Origin of the sequence: Paenibacillus xylanexedens (assembly GCF_001908275.1) — a bacterium.
Taxonomy (GTDB): domain Bacteria; phylum Bacillota; class Bacilli; order Paenibacillales; family Paenibacillaceae; genus Paenibacillus; species Paenibacillus xylanexedens_A.
This window is the reverse complement of the sequence record NZ_CP018620.1, coordinates 4,399,259-4,423,891: the sequence shown is the minus strand read 5'-3', so window position 1 is coordinate 4,423,891 and position 24,633 is coordinate 4,399,259. Positions and strand designations below refer to the sequence as shown.

Sequence of the window (24,633 nt, the reverse complement as noted above, 5' to 3'; positions counted from 1 at the left end):
ACAGCAGATTCACGAAAGGTAGATATCAGTACCAGCCTAGCGCTTTTTTGCCGGCTTCCAGGGCGGTTACGATCCGCTCTACATCATATACATTCCCTCTCCAAGTCCCACCGCTGACCGATTGCAATGCAGCCCAGAGCTTTGTATCATCCGGCAAAGCCTCATCAGGCCTCATATCTGGATGAAAGGGCCTTTGTGCCAGGATGAGAGCACCTTCCTCCGGTGAAAACTCCAATTCGCCTTCTCCGACAAAGTTAATGCTACCCTCCAGCGTGTTACGATCAACCGCGATGTCAATCAGGTCTCCGTTCCGCAGCTTGCCAATCGGCCCGCCTGCCAGCGCTTCGGGGCCAACATGACCAATACACGCTCCGGTGGAAACACCGGAGAACCGGGCATCCGTAATCAGTGAAACGTATTTGCCAAAAGGTAAATGTTTAAGCGCAGATGTAAGCTGGTACGTCTCCTCCATTCCGGTTCCCGATGGACCTCGCCCGAGAAGTACAACAACGTCGCCCGCCAGAATACCTCCGGTCTTAATCGCATGGATCGCCTCACGTTCGGTGGTGAACACCTTTGCTCTGCCGCGATGACGGTATACGCCATGCTCATCCAGCACATCAGGATCAATAGAGGTGGATTTGATAACAGAACCTTCTGGAGCGATATTCCCGGTTGGAAATGTTACGGTCGATGAGATTCCAAGCTGCTGAGCGTGTTCTACACTCATGATGACACTGTCCGGATCGATGCCGTCCTGCTCTTTCAACTGCTTCCGCATGAGATGACGGCGTTCCGACGATTCCCACCAGTCCAGTACCTGCCCCAATGACGTACCTGTAACCGTTGGTACAGACTCATCCAACAGACCCAGCTGTCTGAGGTGAAGCATGACCTCTGGTACACCTCCAGCCTGAAAGACACGTATGGTCGGATAAAAGATCGGTCCGTTTGGCAGGGCACTAACCAGCCTCGGAACATTTTTGTTGACCTGTATCCAGTCCTGTACCGTGGGTACGGTTAAACCGGCGGCATGGGCAATCGCCGGTATGTGAAGAAGCAGATTGGTCGATCCGCCAAACGCAGCATGAACGGTCATCGCATTGCGAATGGATGCATCCGTGACAATGTCTGCCATCCTCATCCCCTGAGACTCCATATGGATGAGTGCACGTGACGATTGGCGCGCCATTTCAAACCAGATGGGCTGCCCGGAAGGTGCAAGCGCGGCATGTGGCACTGTCATACCCATTGCCTCGGCTACAACCTGGGCTGTAGCCGCGGTACCTAGAAACTGACAGCCTCCTCCCGGTGTAGCACAAGCTCGGCATCCTAAATCGGACGCCATTTCCAGAGAAAGCTCCCCGTTGACGTACCGTGCACCGATGGTCTGAATTTTACCGGCGTCCTCTCCATCGGTAGGCGGAAGTGTGACGCCACCGGGAACGATTACGCCAGGTAATTGCGGCATGCCTGCAAGCGCGAGCATCATCGCTGGAAGACCTTTGTCACAAGTGGCGACACCAAGCACGCCTTTACGCGTTGGCAGCGAGCGAATCAGTCTGCGAAATACCATAGCGGCATCGTTCCGGTACGGAAGCGAGTCAAACATGCCGGTCGTCCCCTGTGATCTGCCGTCACACGGATCGCTGACATATCCGGCAAACGGGATTCCTCCCCGGCTTGACAGTTCTTCTGCGGCAGCCTTCATCAGCAGGCCGACCTCCCAGTGGCCGGTATGGTAACCGAGTGCTGCCGGGCTGCCGTCTTCATTGCGTATGCCACCTTGTGTACTCAAGATCAGAAATTGTTTTCCGTTCAATTCCCCGGGCTTCCAGCCCATTCCAACATTCTGGGACATGCCAAACAAGTCGCCGCTTGGAGCATTCCGCAGCAAATCATCCGTTAAAGGTAGACGTCCGACAGCCCCTGGAGCATGTGCTATGATATCGAAGCAGTTGGACGCGGTCTCTCCCATAATCGACGTAATCTGTTCGTACATGATAGCCTCCCACAGTTTATGACTTCACAAAGACCGTTTTGATGGCCGTGAAAAACTCGATAGCCGCTTGCCCCTGTTCTCTGGAGTGTGAACTTGACATCTTCATTCCGCCAAACGGAGCCTGCAGCTCTACGCCGGCTGTTTCTGCATTAATTCTGACCAGTCCTGCATCCATGTCCCGGATGAAAGACAACATGGCTCCGACGTTCTGCGTATAGATGGAAGCACTCAAGCCATAATCGCTATCATTAGCCGCTTCGATCGCTTCCTTCAGGGAATCTACCGCAATCAAGGCCAGAACCGGGCCAAAGATTTCTTCCCGGGCGATGGACATATGGGATTCGACCCCTTCAAATACGGTCGGCTGCACATAGAATCCCTCTTCTAGTCCCGGACCGTCCCCTCTTTTTCCGCCAGTGAGCAGAACGGCACCTTCATCTTGGCCTTTTTGAATATAACTCAGCACGGTATTGAGCTGTCCTTCGCTTGCACATGGACCCATCCAGCTTCCAGAAGACATGCCGTCACCCAGCCGAATTTCCTGGATTTGCGAGAGCAGCTTTTCTTTGAAGGCATCGTATACTTTTCGTTCAATAATGACCTTGCTGGTGGCCGTACATTTTTGCCCGGTCGATTTCAACCCACCGCTGATCGTGGCTTCCACAGCCAAATCCAGGTCAGCGTCAGCCGCGATAATAATCGGGTTTTTCCCACCCATTTCAAGTTGATACTTAGCCCCACGTGCCAGTGCTGCGCCGCCGACCCGTTTGCCGACTTCATTGGAGCCTGTGAACGTTATTCCGCCCACATCCGGATGCTCAGCAAGTGCAGATCCGATCACTGAACCTCTGCCGCATACCAGATTAAGAACGCCTGCCGGAATGCCCGCCTCTTCAAAACATTCCATTACTTTAGCCGCAGTGACCGCAGTTTCCTGAGCAGGCTTCAACACAACCGTATTACCGTAGATCAAGGCCGGAGCCGTTTTCCAAATCGGAATGGCTACCGGGAAATTCCAAGGAGCAATAACCCCTACAACGCCAAGGGGTACGCGGGTCGTAAACATCAGTGCTTCGCTGTCCGTTGATGGAATGACATCACCGGTTTTTCGCATGCCTTCTCCGGCGTAATACCTTAAGATCGCGACACCGCGCAGTGTCTCTCCTTTGGCTTCTGGGAGTGTTTTGCCCATTTCCCTGGTCATCGCCTCTGCAACTTCATCGGCCCGGCGTTCCAGCACATTGGCTGCCTGAAATAGATAATTGCCGCGTTCCGCACCCGATAACCTCCGCCAATCTTTTGCTGCTTCCTTCGCCGCTGCGACAGCCCGGTTCAGATCCTCTACGCCGGAGGTGGGTACGTAGCCAACTACCTCCTTCCGATTCGCCGGGTTGATGCTCGGTTCGGTTTCACCGGATGTCGCCTTCACCCATTCTCCGTTAATGTAATTGCTGTATGTCTGCTCTACCTGAAATGTGGTCATTGCATTCATCCTCCTTGTACATTAGTTTGAAATGACTGGATTAATAAGTGTCCCGATATCGCTAATGGATATTTCAATGCGGTCCCCTGGTGCAAGTGTAAAATCATTAGGGGGCACAATGCTTGTGCCTGTTAATAACACCGTACCGTCAAAGAGATCGTTATCTCTGGCCAGAAAAGAGACCAGCTCATCGAGTTTTCGGTTTAACTCACTTGTGCTTGCCTCGCTTTTGACAACTATTTCACCTTCGCGATATATTTCGCAGATGATGCTGAACGCATATGGATTCTGCACCGTTTCCGCTAGACGAATGGCTGGCCCTATCGAGCAGGAATTGCGCCACATTTTTGCTTGCGGTAGATATAGCGGATTCTCCCCTTCAATATCGCGGCAACTCATGTCATTGCCAACGATGTATCCCACAATGCTGCCATCCCCGGCAAGCACCAACCCCAGCTCCGGCTCAGGGATCTGCCAATTGGAATCGCTGCGAAGTGTGACAGCCTCATTGGGCCCGACGGTGCGGGCCGCTGTAGATTTAAAAAAGATCTCCGGTCTTTCGGCATCGTAAACTTTATCGTAAAAGGTCTTTGCATCTAGCTTGCCTTCCGTTGCTTCATAATTTCGCGCTTCCCGGCTGCGCTGATAAGTCACACCCGCCGCCCATACTTCCGGAGCTTCCAATGGAGTGATTAGATGTAAGGAAGTCCAATCGTCAGTTAACTTGTTTGATGGTTTAAAAGCGCTTTCAACAAGTTGAATTGGAGAAATCCCCTGCTTTCTTGCTTGATGGATCAAAGTCATAAAATCTGCTTGTGGCAAACGATACGCTTGTTCATCATCCGTAACGGCTGCCAGCCACTTCTGTTGTCCGTCCAGAAATCGAATAATTCTCATTCAAGCTTGCCTCCATTTTTCCCCATCGGGTTGATAATACTACCATAGCACCCGCTATGGTTCATGACGATGTTCTAATCACTCCGACGATTTACCCTTTTCACGCATTTTTTTCTGTTAAGATGAGGTTAGATCCATTAAACTAAAGATAATTTACGAGGACAATGCGATGACAGGATGTTGGTATATAGAATAGTACAAGGGGGTTGGTTTGCTGTGACCAAGCTTTCGGATGCTGTGTATTTAGGTCGTCTACCCGATGTTCGCATGTCTTTTCAATTATTGGGGCTGCATGCAAGAAAAGTAGATTCAAGCTGGACTTATCCGTCTCATGAACATTCAATGTATGAAGTGCACTGGATGATGGACGGGCAGATGAACATGGTTGTCAACGGGCAGTCTTATCGTCAGTCGGTTGGTGACCTTCTGTTCATCCGGCCTGGTATGACCCACTCTTGCACCGGAGCCGGACCGGAGGGGTTCACTTATTTTTCCGTGCATTTCAGCATACACGATACATCCTTTTGCAGAGAACTTAACCGTTGCAAAGACATCTATTATCCGGCAAATTCGAATTTGGCTCTGGGGCTCTCCCCTTCCCTGTCTACCTTGTATAGTTTGGCTACAGAGCATTTGTCTAGCTCGCTATCTTCCTCCAAACAAATGAAGGTACACGCCGCCGTGTTTGAACTGCTCGGTTCCCTGGTCGGTCAGTTATCTCAGCAAGCATCCGTTACGTTGTCGAGAAAAGAAACCATTGCCCATCAGATTGCTGAGCACATTGAGGATTCGGTAAGGTATATCCATCTTCACGGGGAAATTCAGGAGAGCGATCGAACCTGGATTCAGGACATTGCCAAGTCGCTGAGCATTAGCCCGTCACAGGTTAATCGTATTTTTCGGCAGGTATACGGCATCGCTCCACGCAAGTTTCTATCCGAAACCCTTCTGAACGAAGCGCAGCGGCTGTTAAAGCAAACCGACCTGAACATAGATCATATTGCGATGATGCTGGGGTATAAGACCAATGCGCATTTTAGCCGCCAATTCAAGCGGTGGACAGGCATCGCGCCAAGTGAATATCGCAGCCATTCGCAGCAGGCTGGAGAAGCTCAAACGGATGATTGAAGAATCCTTTGGATACTCTTTCTAAGAACAGCGCACACTGTCGGCCAAAATAGAAAGTGCAATCTTCTTTTCTGACATGGGAGGCGGTAAGCCCCGTCCTCTCACACCACCTTACATAACGATCTTTACACGGACAAAAAAATGGATGGTGATCGTTCTTCAATTTGATCGTGTTGCATTCCTGACTCAATTTTTAACATTTCGACCTTTTTGAATTATTTATCTATACGTATATCTCCAAAACAAAAGAAGTCACTAATTTAGTGACTTCTTCGGACATAAAGTTTCTTAATTATAAATTTTCTTTAAGTTTAAAGGTTCTGATGCATCAATCCTTATTTAAGCGTTCTATTGGAATGAAGTGCACGGGCCATTGCATCCATATAACCCTTAACAGCGCGCTGACTCACTTCTGTTTCTGGAGCAAGAATTTCGAAAAGGTGGAAACAACCTGGATAGAGTTGAAATTCTACATCCACACCTGCTTGTGCCAGTCGTGCCACGTACTCCATCGTCTCATCTCGGAATAGATCGAGCTGACCTACACAAGTATAGGCTGGCGGCAATCCGGCCAAGTTCTCTGCTCTCGAAGGTACTGCATAAGAAGAACTTCCATTGACATCGTTCTCCTCACCAAGGTACATATTCCAAGCAGCCACGTTGTCCGTTCGGTTCCAGATTGAACCCTCTTCTGTAATCTCATGACTAGATGGCGTGATGTTACGATTATCTAACATCGGGTACAATGGCATTTGGAAGATAATAGACGGACCTCCTTTATCACGTGCCATCAGCGCGAGTGCTGCTGTCAGCCCTCCACCACCGCTAGCACCAGCAATTGCAACCCGATTCACATCGATGCCAAGCATTGCGGACTCCTCCGTCATCCATACCAATCCAGCATAACAATCTTCAATCGCCGCAGGATATGGATGCTCAGGAGCGAGCCTATAATCCACTGATACGACAATACATTCTGCTGTCTGAACAAAACGTTCGCACAATTTGTCGTCCATATCTGGATGTCCTAACACGTACCCACCCCCATGAATCCATAACATGGCTGGTAGTAAATCATTCGTTCGATCGGCAGGTTCATATATTTTGACCAGCATCTCACCTCCGTCCCTCGGAATTTTCCGGCTGGTTGTGTTTACATGCTCTGATTTCCTCAAAGAGACAGCCGATACTAAGTTTCTGCTCCACTCTAAATTTTTCTCCAACTCAAACCCTGGAAATTGTGAATAAACCTCTCTTAATTCTGGTAATATACGTTTCTCAATACTCATGATAATTCCTCCAAATATAATAATGAATTCGATCGTGTACGTTTTTCAGTTAATTCTTATCTCATTTCAGCTTCCCACTTGGAAATTTCCTCTCGTACTCGCGGTGCAACCTCTGTACCGAGCAATTCTATAGCCCGCATTACCAACTCATGTGGCATCGTGCTTAAGGGAACATACATCATGAAACGTGTAATTCCTACATGCTTGCGCAGATGAATGATTTTTTGAGCAACAGTTTCCGGATCCCCTACATACAACGCACCATCAGAACTGCGGGCAGCATCATAGCTGGAACGATCATAATATGCCCACCCCCGCTCTTTGCCGAGTTTATTCATGCCGTACTGAGTGGACGGGAAAAAGAGTTCTGCGACCTTTTCCGTATCTTCTGCGACAAATCCGATTGAATGTGAACCTACCCGAAGCTGTGATACATCATGACCAGCATGAGTTGCCGCCTTTTTATACAGTTCTACAAGTGGCGCAAATTTCGTTGGATTTCCACCGATAATTGCCAGAACTAGTGGCAGACCTAGAATTCCAGCACGTATGGCAGACTCCTGAGTACCTCCGCTACCGATCCATACAGGTATAGAATTCTGAACAGGACGCGGGTATACCCCCAGATTATGTATCGCTGGTCGATGGCCTCCACTCCAAGTTACTTTCTCGGATTCCCGTAATTTAAGAAGCAGTTCAATGTTTTCATTAAATAAATCCTCGTAGTCATGCAGGTTATAACCAAACAGTGGAAAGGACTCAATGAAGGAACCCCGACCCGCTATAATCTCGGCACGTCCATTGGAGAGACCGTCAAGCGTGGCAAAATCCTGAAACACACGGACAGGATCTGCTGAAGATAAGACCGTCACAGCACTTGTCAAACGAATTCGTTTTGTGAGGGGCGCCGCAGCGGACAACACCATTGCTGGTGAAGATGCTGCATAATCATCACGATGATGCTCACCTATGCCAAACACATCAAGTCCTACCTGATCTGCAAGGACGATTTCTTCCACGACTTCTCGCAATCGCTGAGCGTGACTCATGACAACTCCGGTCTTCGTATCAGGCTTTGTTTCTACGAATGAAGTAACACCTATTTCCATAATTAATCTCTCCTTATATTTTTCTTTCCTTAAGAGGAATGCTCAAGACAACGGATTAAAGCCGTCCAATCCAACTCACCATAACCATGGGTAATTCCTTCAGAGAGGTGTTGATGAATAAGCTGACCTAAAGGGAGTGGAGCTTGAACTGACTTGGCTGCCTCGATAGCCAATGCAACATCCTTTAACCCGAGCTTCATTTTAAAACCAGCTGGTTCAAAGCGCTGTTCGGTCATGATCGCGCCATAGTTCTGATATACCGGAGATTGAAAAAGAGCATTCACAACATCCATATACTGGGACGGCTTAATGCCGTGCTTTTCAACCATGAGCTGCGCTTCCGACAAAGCTTCCAGCATTGAAGCAATTAGAAAGTTAACGCCTATTTTGACAATGTTACCTTCTTCGCCACGATCGCCGATCTCAAATATCTCTTGACCTAGTGCTGTTAACATAGGAAGTACTCGTTGTCTTGCATGTTCAGGACCAGCTAAAATAATGCGCAATGTAGCTGCTTTAGCGGCATCCGGGCGCCCCATTACGGTGGCAGACACAAAGTGCTGGTGTCTCTCCGCATGCAAAGCGGATAATTTCCGAGCCAGATCTACGCTGATCGTACTGGCAGATACGTGAATTCCATTTTCAGATAATCCGTTCAGAACGCCAGTTGGTCCCTTAACAATCTCTCTCAAAGCAGCATCATCAGATAACATGGTAATTACAAGATTGCTTTCTTTCGCTGCCTCTAGTGGTGTTTGGACATACCTTGCTCCCTGTTTTATTAATGGTTCAGCTTTTTCAGGGGTCCGATTAAAGATGACTACGTCATAACCCGCTTTCAACAGGTTTTGTGCCATTGGAAGGCCCATATTTCCAACTCCAATAAACGATACCTTCATTGGTTGCATCTCCTTATTGTTGATGGATTGTTTCGATAACGGAATGAATGTTCCGGAATGATCAAAAAAAATGGTCTTACAGATACTCTTCAAATGGCAACTTCAAAATATGAAGAATATAATAACGGAACAATCATTCCAATATTGTTAAAAAAAATTATACCCCTGCAATTACAAAATTAATCATCTCTTTTGCACGTTCTGGATTTTGACCTGTTTTGGCCATAATATTTATGCTTTGATGTAAATTCAGCAATAAATAAGACAATGTTTTGATATCTGTTGTTTTATCTATCTCTCCCGATTGTTGGCCCTTCTCCAAAAGCTCGCAAAATGCTTGTTCCAAATCCGAAAAACTAGTCTGTATCAAGACATTTATCTGTTCATCTGGTGACTCCAATGTTGTTGCTGTATTTGTTACAAAACATCCGCCCGGTAGGCTGGTATCGTATGCTGAAGCAATATGATACTCAAAAAATTGAAGAATTCCTTCTCTAACGTTGGAAGCTTGTTCAAGAATGGTCTGTTTATTGGAACTCCCTTTTTTATAATGCTCCAGGGCATCTCTGTACAAGGTTTGCTTGTCGGAAAACGTATCATAAAGGCTGGATCGGCTAATGCCCATCACTTCTAGTAAATCCGGTATGCTAGCAGCCTCGTATCCTTTTTTCCAAAACAACAACATTGCTTCGTGTAACGCTTGATTTCTGTCAAATTCTTTAGTTCTGGCGATAAGTAACACCTCCCGTTTCAGAAATATAACATATCTGAACTGATCAGTCCAGAAAAAGAATATTGCAGATTGTTGATTGTTGTTGAAAATTTATCCATTAAAGAAATATATATGCTATATTTGATAGGTAACTTAAAACATATTAAGGAAAAGAGGATGTTCTATGAAAAAAGTCTTTTTATCTTGCCTTGCCATGTTTATGTTTTTGATTTCATTTTCACCCGCGACTTCCGCTGCAAGTGGAGATCGGCTGATTTATGACATTATGTATAATGTCGCAGGTGGAGGGTTAGTGTCAAACAATAACAGGTTCTCGTTTCAATTTGACAATTATGGTGATGCGCAGATCTGGGACGTCAAATCACGTAAAATGATATGGCACAGCAACACGAAAGACACAAGAATACATAAACTCCAGATTAATTATTTCAGCGGGAAGTTGGTCATATCAGATCCGCAAAACACACCGTATTGGACATCGGATAACCTGGCGTGGGCTAAGGCATGGTACGGAGCAGACAATGTGCCAGCCAATCTTAGAGGCAATGTGCTCATCATGCAAACTGACGGCAATCTAGTGCTGTACAACAATGAAAATCCGGCCTTGGGCTGGTATCCTGTCTGGGCTTCGAATACAGGTGGACAGTAAACAACATAACAGTAATTTGTAAATCGATTGTTGCTCTAATCTATCATAATTATGTAATGTTATTCTTAGTATAAATTTGTTATACACCAAAAAGATCTCTTGAGCAGTGAATGCTGAAGAGATCTTTTTTTATTTTACATATAACCGTCAATTACAACTCAAAAAAGCCAAGAACTGAGAAGCAAGAATTACCCATCTCTGAAATTACACTGGATCTGGAGTTCCAGTCCTGCTTCTCGATTTCTTAAATAGCAGTAAGGCAAGAAGTAAAGCAATTCCTACAGCTCCAAACCCCAACCAATTTAAATACAGGACAGATGTACGACTGATCACAATCCCACCTAATCCAGATCCCAATGCAAAACCAAATTGGATAAATGACGTATTTACGCTAAGGGCAATGTCGGGATTACGAGGTGCCAGTGTAACCAGATATAGTTGCTGGGCCGGAGATATGCTCCACGTTGCTAACATAAAAATCATTAAAACCAAGATTAACATCATAAGATTAACTCCAGCTAGAGCGAACAAAAGAAGAGTTATGCCTTGTAACAGAAGGCCTAGACAGATTGTAAACTTTGATCCCTTTGCATCTGCCAATTGTCCGCCCACTTTTGATCCGACAAAGCTGCAAATTCCCGCGAGAAACAGAACACCGCTTATCTCGGTCATAGAAAGAGTGGATGTAGCTTGCAAGAAAGGCGTAATATACGTGAACAGCGTCGAATAACCGCCGATATACAATAATGTAATAAGCAAGGCAGTCAGAATGAGTGGATTTTTCAAAATGGAGAGCTGCATTCTGAGGGTGATCTTTTCTTCCTCTTTGATTGCCGGAACCTTTTTGTAGATAATAAGTAATGGAAGAACACTTAACAATCCAATGAATACAAATAGAACTCTCCATCCAAACATTTCACTAAAAAATGTGCCCAATGGGACACCGAGCACTAGCGAACTGCTTAGCCCCATCAAAATGATGCCGATGGCATTGCCCCTTTTTTCTTTTTCAACCAGTCGTGTCGATACGGCCATCGCTACTACGGTAGCCACTCCTCCGCTAGCCCCTTGAATAATTCGCAGCCATAGTAAAGTTTCGTAAGAAAGGTTTACAAGCATAAGTCCGTTGCTGGCTATAAACACACTGAGGGTGGACACCAGTAACTTCTTGCGATCCATATTTATTGTAATTGCAATGAGAATCGGAGCGATAATGGCCGCTGCCAGAGCGAATACAGTCACCAGTAAACCCACTTCGGAAGTAGATACGCTCAAGTCTGAGGCGATCATTTCAATGACTCCTGTAATAATGTATTCAAGGGTTCCAATCAGAAAAACAGCCAATGCCAAGATATATATAATCCATTTATTTTTCACTTTAATCCACTCCGTCTTCTCTAGTTATCTATTTAGTATTGGAATTTGTATTTCTATAAACTGTGCATCTTGTTCTTGAGATAAGGGTAAATATAATTCCCTACCAACTCCGTTCTCCTTGATCTGATAGTTATTATTCTCAATCCATGTAGCTAGATGAACACAGGCTTTACAGGCAAAGGCTGCATTGGAACGATAAGCTATGGTGGCCATCATGGGCTCAGCAGGAAGAGTCCGCAGTTGAAATGAGTCGGGAGGTGATCGCAGCTCACAAGTTAAGAAGTAACCTATTTCAAACTCGAACTCTTCCTCTTGTCCTGCGATTTCTTTCCACAAAACAACCTGAGGTCCGTCGATCAGTTGGCGCATTTCTTTTGTTAATGATTGATCAAACTGATGAAATAAACTCGGGATATCCTCTTCCCTCCCGCACCCTGTCTGAAAAAGAAACTGCCGAGCACCTTCCTCTTTGATTCGGATTTCTTGCCCAGTTTCGACGTGCCCCTCTTCCTCTATAAGCTGCATGCGTTCCTCAATCCGGACGAGTTTGGCTTGTTCCGTATCGATAATCTGCTGAATTTCGCTTCTTTTTAGCTTAAACATGCCTTGAATATTCTCCAATGTAATATGCTCCTGTAACAGCTGTGTGATTTGTGGCAACGTGAACCCCAATTCTTTATAAATGAAGATTCGGTTAAGCTCGAGAAGCTGATCTGCGGAATAGTAACGGTAACCCGTATCGTGATCTACCTTTCTCGGCTTAAGTATGCCAATCTGGTCATAATAACGCAGTGTTTTTAATGAGACTCTACTTAGCCTGGAAAACGCACTGATTTTGAACAACATATCATCTCCAATCTTTTAACATAATGCGAGTATATAGTTTCCCGTACAGGGGAAAGTCAAGGGTGTATATGCTTCTCATTTGCCTAGCTAAAATCAACTACCTTCCTTGTCATCACTCTATGTTGCTGTTATGGGTAAGTCAAAGAACCGTTTTTGAATGAAACGTTCATTTTTTTTGAACAAAAAAATGCCACTCATCGTGGCATTCTCTCGGTACGCATTCAGTTATCCTGCTCAGGCAGGTCAGTACTATTTTCCAGTTTCAGCAAATGTTTTAATGCGTTCCCCGATCTGGTCACGAACCCTTTGGAATACGGCCCATTTCTCTTCATCTGACCCTTGCGCTCTGGCAGGATCATCAAATCCCCAGTGTTCTCGCTTCACATGTGGAGGCGTCATTGGACATTTATCTGCGGCATCCCCACACAACGTGACTACGAAATTAGCGTTGTTCAACAACTCTGAATCAATGATGTCCGAAGTTTGAGTCGAAATATCCAGTTCAACTTCGTTCATGGCTTCAACCGCTTTTGGATTCAGACCGTGGGCCTCAATTCCTGCGCTATAGATATTCCAGTCCTCACTCAGATATTTTTTGGCCCAGCCTTCGGCTATTTGACTCCGGCAAGAGTTACCTGTGCACAGGAAGTACAGTGTTTTTTTACTCATGTTCATCGTCTCCTCGTTATTTGAATTATAGATTGCTTTTATAGAATGCTTAACCACAGATACAGACCCACTAGCGTAATAAACAGAGTCGGAATCGTGATTATGATACCTGTCTTGAAGTAAGCGCCCCATGAGATTTTGACACCTTCGGTGCTAAGAACATGAAGCCAAAGCAGGGTCGCGAGTGAACCAATCGGGGTAATCTTGGGTCCTAAGTCCGAGCCAATAATATTGGCATAGATAAGCGCCTCCCGAACAGTCCCTGTAGCTGTGGTTGCATCAATGGCAAGCGCATCAATTAACACGGTAGGCATATTGTTCATCAGGAATGAAATGATTGCCGCAACAAAGCCCATACCCATTGTTGCAGCGAACAATCCCTGATCAGCCACAGCCTGAATGACAACGGCCAATAAATCGGTCAAACCTACGTTACGTAGACCATAAATCACGACATACATACCGATGGAGAAAAATACGATGGCCCACGGCGCTTCTTTGACAACCAATGTAGTCGGTACAGCTGAACTGCGGGAAGCCATGATCAGGAAGAATATCGCGACAATACCTGCCACAAGAGATACGGGAATTCCGATAAATTCACTGGTAAAGTATCCAATGAGAAGAACCGCTAACACCACCCACGACAACCGAAACATCTTCATATCCTTAATGGCAGTTACCGGAGGTTTCAATTCACTCGCATCAAATCGTTTGGGAATACTCTTGCGAAAAAAGAGATATAGTACACCGATACTCGCCGCCAGTGAGAACAGATTTGGAACAAACATCCTTCCCGCGTACTCCATAAACGTAATACCAAAGAAATCGGCAGACACAATATTGACCAGGTTACTTACAACCAGCGGCAAGGAAGTTGTATCCGCAATAAATCCGCTGGCGATAATAAATGGAAATACTTTTTTCTCATCAAAATTCAATGCACGTACCATAGCTAGAACAATTGGCGTCAGAATCAGTGCACCTCCATCATTGGCAAAGAAAGCAGAAACCACCGCTCCCAGGATGGAGACGTAAACAAACATCCGTACACCATTGCCATGAGCGGCTTTGGCCATATGTAAGGCAGCCCACTCGAAAAATCCGATACGATCCAGAATTAATGAGATCAGAATGATTGCGACAAAAGCAAGCGTGGCGTTCCACACGATTTGTGTCACATCCCATACATCTTCCAAATTGACCACACCGACAAGTAAAGCAAGGATTGCTCCGCCGCAAGCAGACCAACCAATGGACAGGTTTTTAGGCTGCCAAATAACGAGTACAAGTGTAATCAAAAAGATGATACAGGCTAACAGCGTAGAAAACAAAACCATACAACCCCTTCCAATTCGACTTAATTTATATTTGAATATAATGATATGCTTATATATTGAACAAAAATTAATTACATACTGAAGTAAAGGTTTCTTTATTTAACGATTTAAGAATAGTTGCTGTATCTGGCATCAACTCCAGTACAGATGTAATATAGGGTGCATTCTCTACATTTAAAGAGTAGTATACCCACTGACCACGTTTATTTTCTTTAACCAAACCTTGATCCTTCAGCTTGCGCAAATGTTGACTAATTCCAGGTTGTGACATGTCTAAAATCTCTACAAATTCACATACGCACCATTCACGTTCTTTGAGGAGTGTAAGAATAGTAAGGCGTGTTTTATCACCCAGCAATTTAAGCTTATCCGCTACCTCTTGCATAGAATCCATAGCACTTCCTCCTTCAATAATATATAAGTGTATGCTTATGTTATAATATCAAAAAAATGAAGTCAATGTTTACTTGATGATTAAGTCCAAAAAAGCGTTGGTTCAAATTCGAATCAACGTTTTTTGGAGTTTGTGATAAATTTTTAAATAAACAGATTATGATTGGCTTGTGATGCTTGTCCAAGATAGTAACCTACACCACCAATTTTGACTTGATCTATTAATTCTTCACGCTGAATTCCCATTAAATCCATAGACATTTGGCAGGCAACGATCTCTACTCCTTGTGTAATTGCGCTCTCAATCAATTCCTCCAACGACGGCACATGATGTTTTTTCATCAAACCACGGATCATCTTCGGGCCTGCTCCAAGCATATTCATTTTGGACATGCCAAGCTTCTGGCTCCCGCGAGGCAGCATCATATCAAACATACGGCCGATCATAGTTTTGGATAACTTCTGCGGTTGCTGCTTACGAATAATACTCAATCCCCAAAAAGTGAAAAATAGGGTTACTTTCCGTCCACTGGCTGCTGCCCCATTAGCAATAATGAGTGAAGCGATCGCTTTGTCCAGATCACCACTGAAAACAACCATCGTGCTGGCAGGATCGCTGATTGTGGCATCGGATACGGGTTGTGCTGTATTTTTAGTAATGACAGACTCAATCGTACCGCCTTTCAGTCTTTCCAACTGCAAGATTGTGGAACCCGACATTGTCGCCCATGCTTTAACATCTTCATAGAATCCTGGATCGGAAGCTTTCACGCGAAGGGTTTCTCCGTATGAGAGTTGATCCATTTTCTGCTTAACCTGAATTAGGGGGCCAGGACAACTTAATCCGCAAACGTTCAACTCATGATCAATACGTTGCGGTTGTATCGACTCAGAGGGAATAGACTTTTTTTCCTTAACGTCCACCGCAGAATCATGATGATCTTGTTTTGCAGTAGTAAATGGAGCAGGATTAAACTGGACTTGACGGTATGTTTTATAACCACCACTCAAGTTTTTTACGCTAAAACCATGCTGACGCAAAATTTGCGAAGCAGTGTAACCACGTAAGCCGACTTGACAGTATAGCCAGATTTCTTTGGATGGGTCTAATTCATCTAACCGCTCACGAAGCTCATCAACTGGAATAGAGAGTGAACCCGGAATATGACCATTTTGATGCTCAATTTCACTGCGAACATCCAGAAGTATCGACTGCTCCGGCTGACGATCAGCCAGTTGATTATAGGTGAAGGTCTGAACACGTCCAGTGATCATATTCTCTGCTGCAAATCCAGCCATATTTACGGGATCTTTGGCAGAAGAATATGGTGGCGCGTAACCCAGTTCAAGCTCTGTCAAATCGTGGACATGTCCTCCAAAATGAATGGCTACAGCAATGTCATCAATTCGTTTATCCACTCCATCATAACCGACTGCTTGTGCGCCTAAAATTTTACCTTCCGGAGTAAACAGCAGTTTAAGAGTAATTGCGCTCGAACCAGGATAATACGATGCATGAGAAGCAGGGTGTACGATAACGGTTTGATATTCCACGCCGAGACGTTGTAGTGTTTTCTCATTACTGCCTGTTGTGGCTGCGGTCATTCCAAAGACTTTGATAATGGACGTACCTTGTGTTCCTTTATAGGTAGAAGGAAGCCCTGCGATACGGTCAGCAACAATACGACCTTGTTTGTTGGCAGGTCCGGCAAGTGGAATCGTTGCCTTCGTACCATGAATGGTTTCCGTAACTTCGATGGCATCCCCAACAGCATAGATATGTGGCACACTGCTTTCTAAAGCTTCATTTACGATAATATGTCCACGTGCACCCAGCGAAACGCCGCTATCTTTCAAAAAATAGGTGTCTGGCGTTACGCCTATCGCAAGAATAACCATGTCAGCAGTCAGCGTATGACCATCTGCAAGTTCAACTCCTATGCCCTGCTCTAGGGAATGGAATCCCTGAACACGCTTGGAAAACAGCAGGTTTACACCATGATTCTCCATTTCCTGTGCCAATGCGGCTGCTAACTCGGGATCATATGGTGTGAGTACTTGTGCGTTCCCCTCAATAAGCGTTACATCCAGACCAGCTTCCTTTAGATTCTCAGCCATTTCTACGCCGATAAATCCACCGCCTATGACGATCGAAGACTTGTTGTTAGAAGAACTTACCTGTTCTTTGATCCGATCGATGTCTGGAATACTTCGTACGGTATAAATTAGTGGATTGTCCTTACCCGGCAGATCGGGAATCATCGGTTTTGCACCTGGTGACAATATCAACTCGTCATAGCTTTCTTCATATGCACCGCGCTCCTGGGATTGTATCTTAACCACTCGCTTCTGCGAATCAATAGCTACGACCTCACTTCTTGTACGCACATCGATACGAAAGCGATCTGCCATCCCTTTTGGCGTCTGCACCAGCAGACGCTCTCGATCATCGATTGAGCCACCTATATAATAAGGCAAACCACAATTGGCAAATGAGATATAGGGCCCTTTCTCAAAGATAATAATCTCGGCATGTTCATCCAGACGGCGAAGACGTGCAGCTGCAGAAGCACCTCCAGCTACACCGCCAACAATAAGTACTTTTTTGCTCATGATTCACAATCATCCTTTTCAAATAAAGTTTTAATAATCTGTTCAACCCGTTGATCGGCAAGCACATAGTTCACTTCAAGTCCATTTCGCTCCGTAGCAACAATACCTGCACTACGAAGCTTTTGGAGGTGTTGTGAGACTGTTGATTGGGGAAGATCCAGACATTCCTGCATATAAGAGACATTACATTTTTTTTTCATCATCAGTCCCCGAACAATGCATAAACGAATGGGGTGAGACAAAGCTTTGAGCAGATTAGCTGGTTCATCGAACTGTTTAATGTTATTGCTGTCAAAAGCGGGAGTGTTCAAAAGTATTCCTCCTAAATCGTTATATCGTAATAATACGATTTATTGATTCGCCTGTCAAATGTATTCCGGAGTGAATACGTTCAATAAGTTTCATACCCTCTCAGCCCTACGGTTTTGGCTTGTTCCAGGTGGATGATAAAAATGCCTGCCAAAACCGCTAAAAGCGACATTTGACAGGCAATCAAGATGTATCAGTCTTCATAAAATAGTGATTTAATTGAACATCTTATGTTAGAGTATGACTGGCTGAATCAGTCCGTCCTTACCAAAAAGAAGCGGGTCCATACATATTTCGCGGTGATATCCCTTACCGGAGGAAAATCTGGATAGTGGCGTGACAAAACGGTGATAGGCAATCTGGTATTGACCCGTTTCGGAATCATTAAATATACAGTGATGACCTGTACCCAGCATGCCCTTCTCGACATTTTTGCTCAGAATCGGGTATCGATAGGTAACAGGACCGTACAATTGCTCTGACGTACCGTAATTCACATGATAGTCTTCGCTGCCTGTATCGTCACAGGACCACGTAAAATGGTATAGTCCCCCCTGCTTTAACACAGTTACCGCCTCACGAAAATCATGCAAGCCCACCAGATTGCTCATTGTGTCCTCCACGACACTTATCATGTCTTCACCGAGCTCCACAATGGCAGCATGTCCATTGCCAAATAACAGATACGGTTTTCCATTATCATCGACATAGATAGAGGGATCAATCGCTTGTCCCATGGTAATGCCCAGACGTTTCAACTGCTCCATTGTGATTAAAGGCTGCGACTCGGCCAGGAATGGACCAATCGGTGTATCTGCTACAGCAACGCCAATGGCACTCTCTCCGTTCCGCATTTTGCCACAGAAATAAAAATAGAACTTTCCGTTTCGGCTGGCAATTGCCGGCGCCCAGGCATTACCGGTTGCCCAGGCAACATCCTCTGTTCCCAGATCAAGGATCACGCCTTCGTCTCTCCAATGCTTCAGGTCTGAAGAAGAAAACACCTTGAACTGTGTCCCCGACCACCCCTCGAAGCCATCTGTTGTTGGATACATATAGTAACGATCCCCAAACTGTGCGACATCAGGATCGGCATATTGTCCAGGAAGCACCTGATGACCATCCCCGAAAGCCGCGAGAAGCCGGCAGCACTCCTCAGCTGTGATAGGCAGGACACTTCCATGCCGCTTTTGAGTCGTTCCCATATCAAAATCATCATCAGGGACGATTCGGAATTCTCCGCTTCCCAGATCTGTAGTTAACAGAGGAAGATACCCCTTGCCTTCAGCAAATCGATCAACAATCAGGCACCATTCCTCCCGGTCATTGAATTTAAAGATTTGAGGTCCCTCCACTCCTGCCACAGCCTCCAGTACCGGGGCTTGCAGCGTAACAAACGCTTCTTTGTCGAGAGAGTCTCCGTTTTCTACCCGTATGTTTTTGGTTGTTTCATCCTTGGAGTATCGATAATAAGATCCATCCGCAGGAAGAATCGTTGTATCAATAATATGATTATCCCGCTCAATGTATTTTTCCGATGCCGAGAACGTATGAAAGTCTTTTGTACGAGCGCTGTATATTTTTTGTTTTCGTTCTTGCTCCTGAGGTTCCTGCGTCGCAGAAGCCCAGAATACAAGAAACTCATCTGTTATTTCATCATACACAGCTTCAGGTGCCCAGACACATCCAGCCCCTTCAACACCTAGTGTGACGTTCCATGGGGATGACCAGTTCACGAGATTGCTGGATTCCCATACAATTACGTCACGGCTCCCGGCATTAACGGCATGAGTCCACCCTTTGCTGCTTGCGATGCGGAGATCCGTAGCAATCAGATAAAATTTATTATCCTTGACTGAACGAACCAGAAACGGGTCCCGTACCCCCTTTTCTCCAAGGTCGGAAAACAGCACAGGCGAGCCGCCATTAAGATCCTTCCAGTGAAGGCCATCCTCGCTATAGGAGAAATAAACCTGCTCTCCGTCTGGTTGTTCGCCAATAAAATGTACAAAGAGATACCCATCATAATTTGGAGTTGTTTTGGTCAATGTAAAGAGCCTCCTGAAAATGAAATTGTTCTTATACTAACAGTAATATAAAAATGAAAGCGTTCTACTTATGTTGTATCATACTTCAAAAACAGCGGAATGAGTATATTTTTGTAATCTCGCATGTTGGCGATCATGTGAATTTTTCGCCGGAAACATGTTGCCCTGATTGGAATGTTTGACTTGCTCCTCATGCAAAGAATTATCACATCGTCTTTATTTTGTTTATTTTACCTCAGGTATACAAAGTTCTTGGTTTTCATTTACATATAAATGCTAATCTTCTTAATGATGAACAAATGAATATAGATTCATGCATTCATTTTGTTTTTGAGATATTACGAGGAGGAATCATTGTGAAATTATCCAAAAGAGTATTACCAGCGGTAGCGCTGACTCTGGCTGTATCGGCTTCTACTCTCTTGTCTGCAGGACAAGCAAGTGCCGTTCAAGCTGTAAGTGTGGAGAAAAAACAAATCAAGAACATCATCTTCCTCATTGGGGATGGCATGGGGACCTCTTATACTTCCGCCTACCGTTATATGAAAGATGATCCTTCGACGAAGGGCATGGACAAAACCGTATTCGACCCTTATCTTGTTGGGGCACAAATGACTTATCCGGATGATGATAAACAAAATGTAACGGATTCCGCTTCCGCAGCAACGGCCATGTCGGCGGGCGTGAAAACCTACAATGCGGCCATTGCGGTTGACCCTGAGCAGAAGGAAGTCAAAACGGTACTTGAGCAGGCCAAAGAAAACGGCAAGTCCACCGGACTCGTGGCTACATCGGAGATCACTCATGCCACACCAGCTGCATTTGGTGCCCATGATATCAGTCGAAAAAATATGGATGCAATTGCGGACGATTATTATGATGAGTTGATTAATGGCAAGCATAAGGTGGATGTACTTCTGGGTGGAGGGAAATCCAATTTTGTACGCGAGGGTCGTGACCTGACGAAGGAGTTCCAGAAGGCCGGATTCAGCTATGTGACGGATCGTTCCTCTCTCCTTGCCGATAAGAATCAACAAGTTCTTGGACTGTTTGCGGACGGAGGTCTGGACAAGTTGATTGATCGTAGTGCTGCAACTCCATCATTGGCTGAGATGACCAATACAGCGATTGATCGTCTCAGTTCGAACGACAAAGGATTCTTTCTAATGGTCGAAGGCAGCCAGATCGACTGGGCAGGACATGATAATGATATCGTTGGCGCGATGAGTGAAATGGAAGATTTCGCAGGAGCATTTCAGGCAGCTATTGATTTTGCCAAAAAAGACGGTGAAACACTTGTCGTAGCTACTGCCGACCACTCCACGGGCGGACTTACGCTCGGAAAAGACGGAGAGTATAACTTTTTCGTAGACCCGATCAAAGCTGCACTGCGTACGCCTGACTTCATGGCAGCACAAATTGCAAAAGGTGCTTCGGTTGAAGAAACACTGAAAAGTTATCTGAAACTGGAGTTGAAGCCGGAAGAGATTCAATCGGTGAAAGAAGCAGCTAAAAGTGCGGACGTAACAAAGATTGATAATGCCATTGAAGCAATTATTGATAACCGTTCATATACGGGCTGGACAACAGGTGGACACACAGGTGAAGATGTTCCGGTCTATGCCTACGGCCCGGCAAGTCATCGCTTCGCCGGTTTGATCGATAACACAGATAATGCCAAGATCATATTTGATATTCTCAGCAAGCATCAGTAATTCGATAATAATTCAATATTTTAGGATCAACCCTTCTCTTCTTTCATTCTTAGAGAAGGGTTTTTTCATTTCTGAGGTTGTCACTCTACATCAAATGAAACAAAACAACATGATCCGTTATAATTAGAAAAAAGATATAAAAATGAAAGCGGTTGATAAACCATGAAACATTACATGAAGCAGATGCTTGTCACTAATCTGGACCGTACACTGCCGATCTATTTGGAACAAACCGGTTATAACGAATGGCAAGAAGAATTTGATAGACCTGATGGCTATCATTGTTATCACTGGCTGCAAACGACAGGCGGTGAAGGGCAATTTGAATGTGCGGGAAATACGATGACACTTGGGCCAAACCAGGGAATTTTATTGCCACCTCATGTTCCGCACCGTTATTACACTTCGTCACATCCCTGGTCTACCTGGTACATAACATTTAGTGGTAATTTAGCCCCTATGATCATCTCCTCCCTGGGATTGGCCACATCGAAAGTCATTCATTGGGAAGGCGATTCCAGGCTGTCGAGAATTCATAACACGACCAGCCGTTTGGCAAGGCAGCAGTCTGAATTCAGCGGAATGGATAGTTCCACGTTTGTTTATCGTTTTCTAATGGATCTGAAGCGTTACGGACAAGTGGACAACCAACGCTCTTATTCCCAACAATCCACCCGACTCGCACCCTATATTCGATTCATGGAGGAGCATTTTCAGGATGCCTCAATCGGCTTGGCTGATCTGTCGGAATATGCAGGCTTAAGCTCGCAGCGGCTAAATTACTTATTTCGCATGACGACTGGAATGAGCCCTTATCAATATCTGATCCAACTGCGAATCCAGAAAGCGAAGGAACACTTAATGAACAACAAACATATGACCATCAAAACCGTTGCTTCTCTCGTGGGATTTCTGGATGTGAGCCATTTTGTCTCAACCTTCCGAAAATTTGAGAATATTACGCCTCAACGTTTTCGTGAACTTCATTAATCAGTTTCATTTTATTATATGAATATCGTTTTTTATTATATATATTATCCGATCATCAGCGATTAAAATAATTGATATATTTAATATTTTTATATGGCGGTGATCAGGATGTTATATGCAGGCGCTAACTACCACCCCCACGACTGGCCGCGCGAACGCTGGCAACACGATATCAACTTGATGCGTAAAGCTTCGTTTACAATCGTTCGACTCGGCCATTTATGCTGGGACAGCTTCGAGCCATCGGAAGGAAACTACACTTTTGCATGGTTTGACGAAGTCATGACCTTGTTTGAGGAAGCCGGTATTCAGGTCATTCTGGATATTGCGACCCGCCCGGCTCCGACTTGGCTGCACAGAAAGTATCCTGAAATCTCTTTAAGTGCTCCGAGCGGCATCCGTATGGAAGCGCAAACAAGATATATGGAGGATATCGGTCATCCAACCCTCCAAGAATACGCTTATGATTTCGCCAGAAAACTCGTCCTTCGTTACCGGCATCATCCGGCCCTTTATGCTTTCGGATTATGCAACGAGTTAGGCTCCGGTGCTCCATCCTATTCCAATGTGGCCCGGGACCGATTCGAGGTCTGGCTTCGTAATAAGTATGAAACGGTCGAGCAGCTTAATGAAGCCTGGAGTGCACAGCGCTGGTCTAGAAAACTGAACAGCTTCAGTGATGTGGTCCTCCCGATTTCGGGACAGGTCAAAGGTGCACCAGAACGCCTTCTGGACATGGCACGTTTTTACTCCGATGAGACGTTGAATTATATGCAAGGATTGAGTGACATCGTGCGGGAATTAGCACCAGAAGTCAGAGAAACAACGAACCACTGGTCGGAAAATCCGGGCTACGGTTTCGATTATCTGAAGCAGTACCGGGAAATGATCGACTTGCCGGGCATTGGCTTTTATCCCGGGACCAATCCCGAAGATAAGCAAGCGTTAACTGCTGCCTGTTTTTTCATGGACCATCGCATCGGTGAGCTGGATCAGCCCATCTGGTGTCTGGAGTTCCAGACTGGGGACTTTGGCGGCTATGCATCTCCACCGGGAGCAATGCGAATGTACGCTTATCTGTCTCTGATTCACAGAGCACAGGCCGTCTGCGCCTGGACCTGGCGTACAATGCTGGGTGGCGAAGAGCAATATGTGTTTGGTCTTGTGGATCATGATGGCATACCAGGCTGGAAATATGATGAATTTGCACGTATTGCAGAGGAATTCAAACGGCTGCAGGATCTGGATATGCCAAGAAAAACAAACCCTGACATCGCGATTGCTTACTCTTTCGAGACGCTGAAGGTTATGGCTGGCAACCCAAGCTATTACAAGACAGACTATACCGGGCAGGTTTTGCAAGCATACAGCGCTCTGGAACAATCCAATCTGGATTGCAACATCATCAATCTGCGCAGCCTCCATCGGAACTACAAGCTGATTATCGTACCCGGACACGCGATCATGGATGAAGAATCGGCAGCAACGCTACGCGATTTTGTTGAACAAGGCGGTACCGTTATCATGACGGCTTATTCTGCCAAAGTCACTGCGAACAATCGGGTGTTTGATACTACCCTTCCAGGAGGCTTGAGTGATGTATTTGGCATCCGCTGTGGTGCATTTGTTCGAACGCGCAGCCATACCCCTTGGGAGAATGCCGGAGGTTTGGAAAAAACCGAGCTTGGCTTGGAGCGTGAGAAGCCAGTCATCGTCATGGATTCGCAAAACATTCAGCCGGATATCGATTATTATGAGATCCTTGAGCCGCATACCGCGAGCGTCATCGCCAGTTTCTCGAATACACGTGAGGCTTCCCCGGCGGTCACCTGCAATAAGTACGGACAAGGTCAAGCGATCTATGTAGCCTTGCCTGCCAATACAACGTTTTTGAGTGCGCTTCTGCATCGTTTGTATCCGACGCTTGGTATAGCAGATGGTCCTTTTACACCATCCGGTGTCGTGGCTCGTCATCTGGACAACAAGAATACCCTCTATGTCAACACAACAGGCAAGTCGCAGACCGTGCCCCTTCAGGAAGCGGCAGTTGGTATGCTGTCAGGCCAGACCATGGCCTCTGAGTTGAAGCTTGAGCCCTATGATGCTGAAATCATTCAATTCATTTCAAATTAAAGGAGATGTTA

Annotated in this window: 20 protein-coding genes; 5 read left to right on the top strand and 15 right to left on the bottom strand. The window is 45.5% G+C overall.

The genetic code is table 11. From position 1 onward, the window contains the following. Nucleotides 1-25: 25 nt before the first annotated feature. From BS614_RS19575 to BS614_RS19565, 3 genes are read right to left on the bottom strand one after another with little or no spacing between them, the layout of a single operon-like run. Nucleotides 26-2,002, bottom strand: coding sequence for a YjhG/YagF family D-xylonate dehydratase (locus BS614_RS19575; protein WP_074095223.1), 1,977 nt, complete (start codon nt 2,000-2,002; stop codon nt 26-28). Between the two features lie 16 nt (nt 2,003-2,018). Beyond that, nucleotides 2,019-3,485 carry an alpha-ketoglutaric semialdehyde dehydrogenase GucD gene (gene gucD, locus BS614_RS19570; protein ID WP_074095222.1) on the bottom strand — a complete coding sequence of 489 codons (1,467 nt, stop codon included), beginning with the start codon at nt 3,483-3,485 and terminating at the stop codon, nt 2,019-2,021. A 21-nt stretch (nt 3,486-3,506) separates the two neighbouring features. Continuing rightward, nucleotides 3,507-4,382, bottom strand: a complete 876-nt coding sequence (locus BS614_RS19565; protein WP_074095221.1) for a fumarylacetoacetate hydrolase family protein — start codon at nt 4,380-4,382, stop codon at nt 3,507-3,509. A gap of 216 nt (nt 4,383-4,598) precedes the next feature. On the opposite strand from BS614_RS19565, the gene BS614_RS19560 reads away from it, so the two are divergent. Further along, entirely contained in the window at nt 4,599-5,510 is a 912-nt protein-coding gene (locus BS614_RS19560; RefSeq protein ID WP_074095220.1) for an AraC family transcriptional regulator, read from the top strand. 335 nt (nt 5,511-5,845) lie between these two features. On the opposite strand, the gene BS614_RS19555 is transcribed toward BS614_RS19560, so the two are convergent. The 4 genes from BS614_RS19555 to BS614_RS19540 form a co-directional block, all read right to left on the bottom strand. After that, nucleotides 5,846-6,799, bottom strand: coding sequence for an alpha/beta hydrolase (locus BS614_RS19555; protein ID WP_074095219.1), 954 nt, complete (start codon nt 6,797-6,799; stop codon nt 5,846-5,848). 56 nt (nt 6,800-6,855) lie between these two features. Beyond that, the gene (locus BS614_RS19550) at nt 6,856-7,908 is read right to left on the bottom strand and encodes an LLM class flavin-dependent oxidoreductase (RefSeq protein WP_074095218.1); all 1,053 of its coding nucleotides are present in this window, start codon (nt 7,906-7,908) and stop codon (nt 6,856-6,858) included. 29 nt (nt 7,909-7,937) lie between these two features. Next, nucleotides 7,938-8,807: an NAD(P)-dependent oxidoreductase gene (locus BS614_RS19545; protein WP_074095217.1), complete on the bottom strand. Its 870-nt coding sequence runs from the start codon at nt 8,805-8,807 to the stop codon at nt 7,938-7,940. A gap of 157 nt (nt 8,808-8,964) precedes the next feature. Then, nucleotides 8,965-9,549 (bottom strand): TetR/AcrR family transcriptional regulator, encoded by a 585-nt coding sequence (locus tag BS614_RS19540; protein WP_244898163.1) that lies wholly within the window; start codon nt 9,547-9,549, stop codon nt 8,965-8,967. A 154-nt stretch (nt 9,550-9,703) separates the two neighbouring features. Here BS614_RS19540 and BS614_RS19535 point away from each other — a divergent pair, with 154 nt between their 5' ends. Beyond that, a complete protein-coding gene (locus BS614_RS19535; protein ID WP_074095216.1) occupies nt 9,704-10,189 on the top strand; it encodes a hypothetical protein in 486 nt (161 codons plus the stop codon). A 204-nt stretch (nt 10,190-10,393) separates the two neighbouring features. Here the strand turns inward: BS614_RS19535 and BS614_RS19530 are convergent, their stop codons facing one another. From BS614_RS19530 to BS614_RS19495, 8 genes are all read right to left on the bottom strand, one after another. After that, entirely contained in the window at nt 10,394-11,566 is a 1,173-nt protein-coding gene (locus BS614_RS19530; RefSeq protein WP_074095215.1) for an MFS transporter, read from the bottom strand. A gap of 24 nt (nt 11,567-11,590) precedes the next feature. Beyond that, nucleotides 11,591-12,409 (bottom strand): MerR family transcriptional regulator, encoded by an 819-nt coding sequence (locus BS614_RS19525; protein ID WP_074095214.1) that lies wholly within the window; start codon nt 12,407-12,409, stop codon nt 11,591-11,593. Between the two features lie 252 nt (nt 12,410-12,661). Then, complete coding sequence (gene arsC, locus BS614_RS19520) at nt 12,662-13,081, bottom strand: arsenate reductase (thioredoxin) (protein WP_074095213.1); 420 nt, start codon at nt 13,079-13,081, stop codon at nt 12,662-12,664. A gap of 38 nt (nt 13,082-13,119) precedes the next feature. Next, on the bottom strand, nt 13,120-14,421 hold the full coding sequence (locus BS614_RS19515) for an arsenic transporter (RefSeq protein WP_167544409.1): 1,302 nt from the start codon (nt 14,419-14,421) through the stop codon (nt 13,120-13,122). 67 nt (nt 14,422-14,488) lie between these two features. Beyond that, on the bottom strand, nt 14,489-14,815 hold the full coding sequence (locus tag BS614_RS19510) for an ArsR/SmtB family transcription factor (RefSeq protein WP_074095212.1): 327 nt from the start codon (nt 14,813-14,815) through the stop codon (nt 14,489-14,491). Nucleotides 14,816-14,958: 143 nt separating this feature from the next. Continuing rightward, on the bottom strand, nt 14,959-17,427 hold the full coding sequence (locus BS614_RS19505; protein WP_074095211.1) for an FAD-dependent oxidoreductase: 2,469 nt from the start codon (nt 17,425-17,427) through the stop codon (nt 14,959-14,961). Beyond that, complete coding sequence (locus BS614_RS19500) at nt 17,424-17,738, bottom strand: ArsR/SmtB family transcription factor (RefSeq protein ID WP_036615511.1); 315 nt, start codon at nt 17,736-17,738, stop codon at nt 17,424-17,426. Before BS614_RS19500 ends, BS614_RS19505 begins: the two co-directional genes overlap by 4 nt. 231 nt (nt 17,739-17,969) lie before the next feature. Further along, the gene (locus BS614_RS19495) at nt 17,970-19,784 is read right to left on the bottom strand and encodes a glycoside hydrolase family 43 protein (protein WP_074095210.1); all 1,815 of its coding nucleotides are present in this window, start codon (nt 19,782-19,784) and stop codon (nt 17,970-17,972) included. Between the two features lie 356 nt (nt 19,785-20,140). Between BS614_RS19495 and BS614_RS19490 the strand changes: the two genes are divergently transcribed. The 3 genes from BS614_RS19490 to BS614_RS19480 all read left to right on the top strand — a co-directional run bounded on the left by BS614_RS19490 (nt 20,141) and on the right by BS614_RS19480 (nt 24,622). Continuing rightward, on the top strand, nt 20,141-21,499 hold the full coding sequence (locus tag BS614_RS19490) for an alkaline phosphatase (RefSeq protein ID WP_074095209.1): 1,359 nt from the start codon (nt 20,141-20,143) through the stop codon (nt 21,497-21,499). Nucleotides 21,500-21,661: 162 nt separating this feature from the next. Continuing rightward, a complete protein-coding gene (locus BS614_RS19485; protein ID WP_074095208.1) occupies nt 21,662-22,489 on the top strand; it encodes an AraC family transcriptional regulator in 828 nt (275 codons plus the stop codon). A gap of 108 nt (nt 22,490-22,597) precedes the next feature. Continuing rightward, complete coding sequence (locus BS614_RS19480; RefSeq protein WP_074095207.1) at nt 22,598-24,622, top strand: beta-galactosidase; 2,025 nt, start codon at nt 22,598-22,600, stop codon at nt 24,620-24,622. The last annotated feature ends 11 nt before the right edge of the window (nt 24,623-24,633 follow it).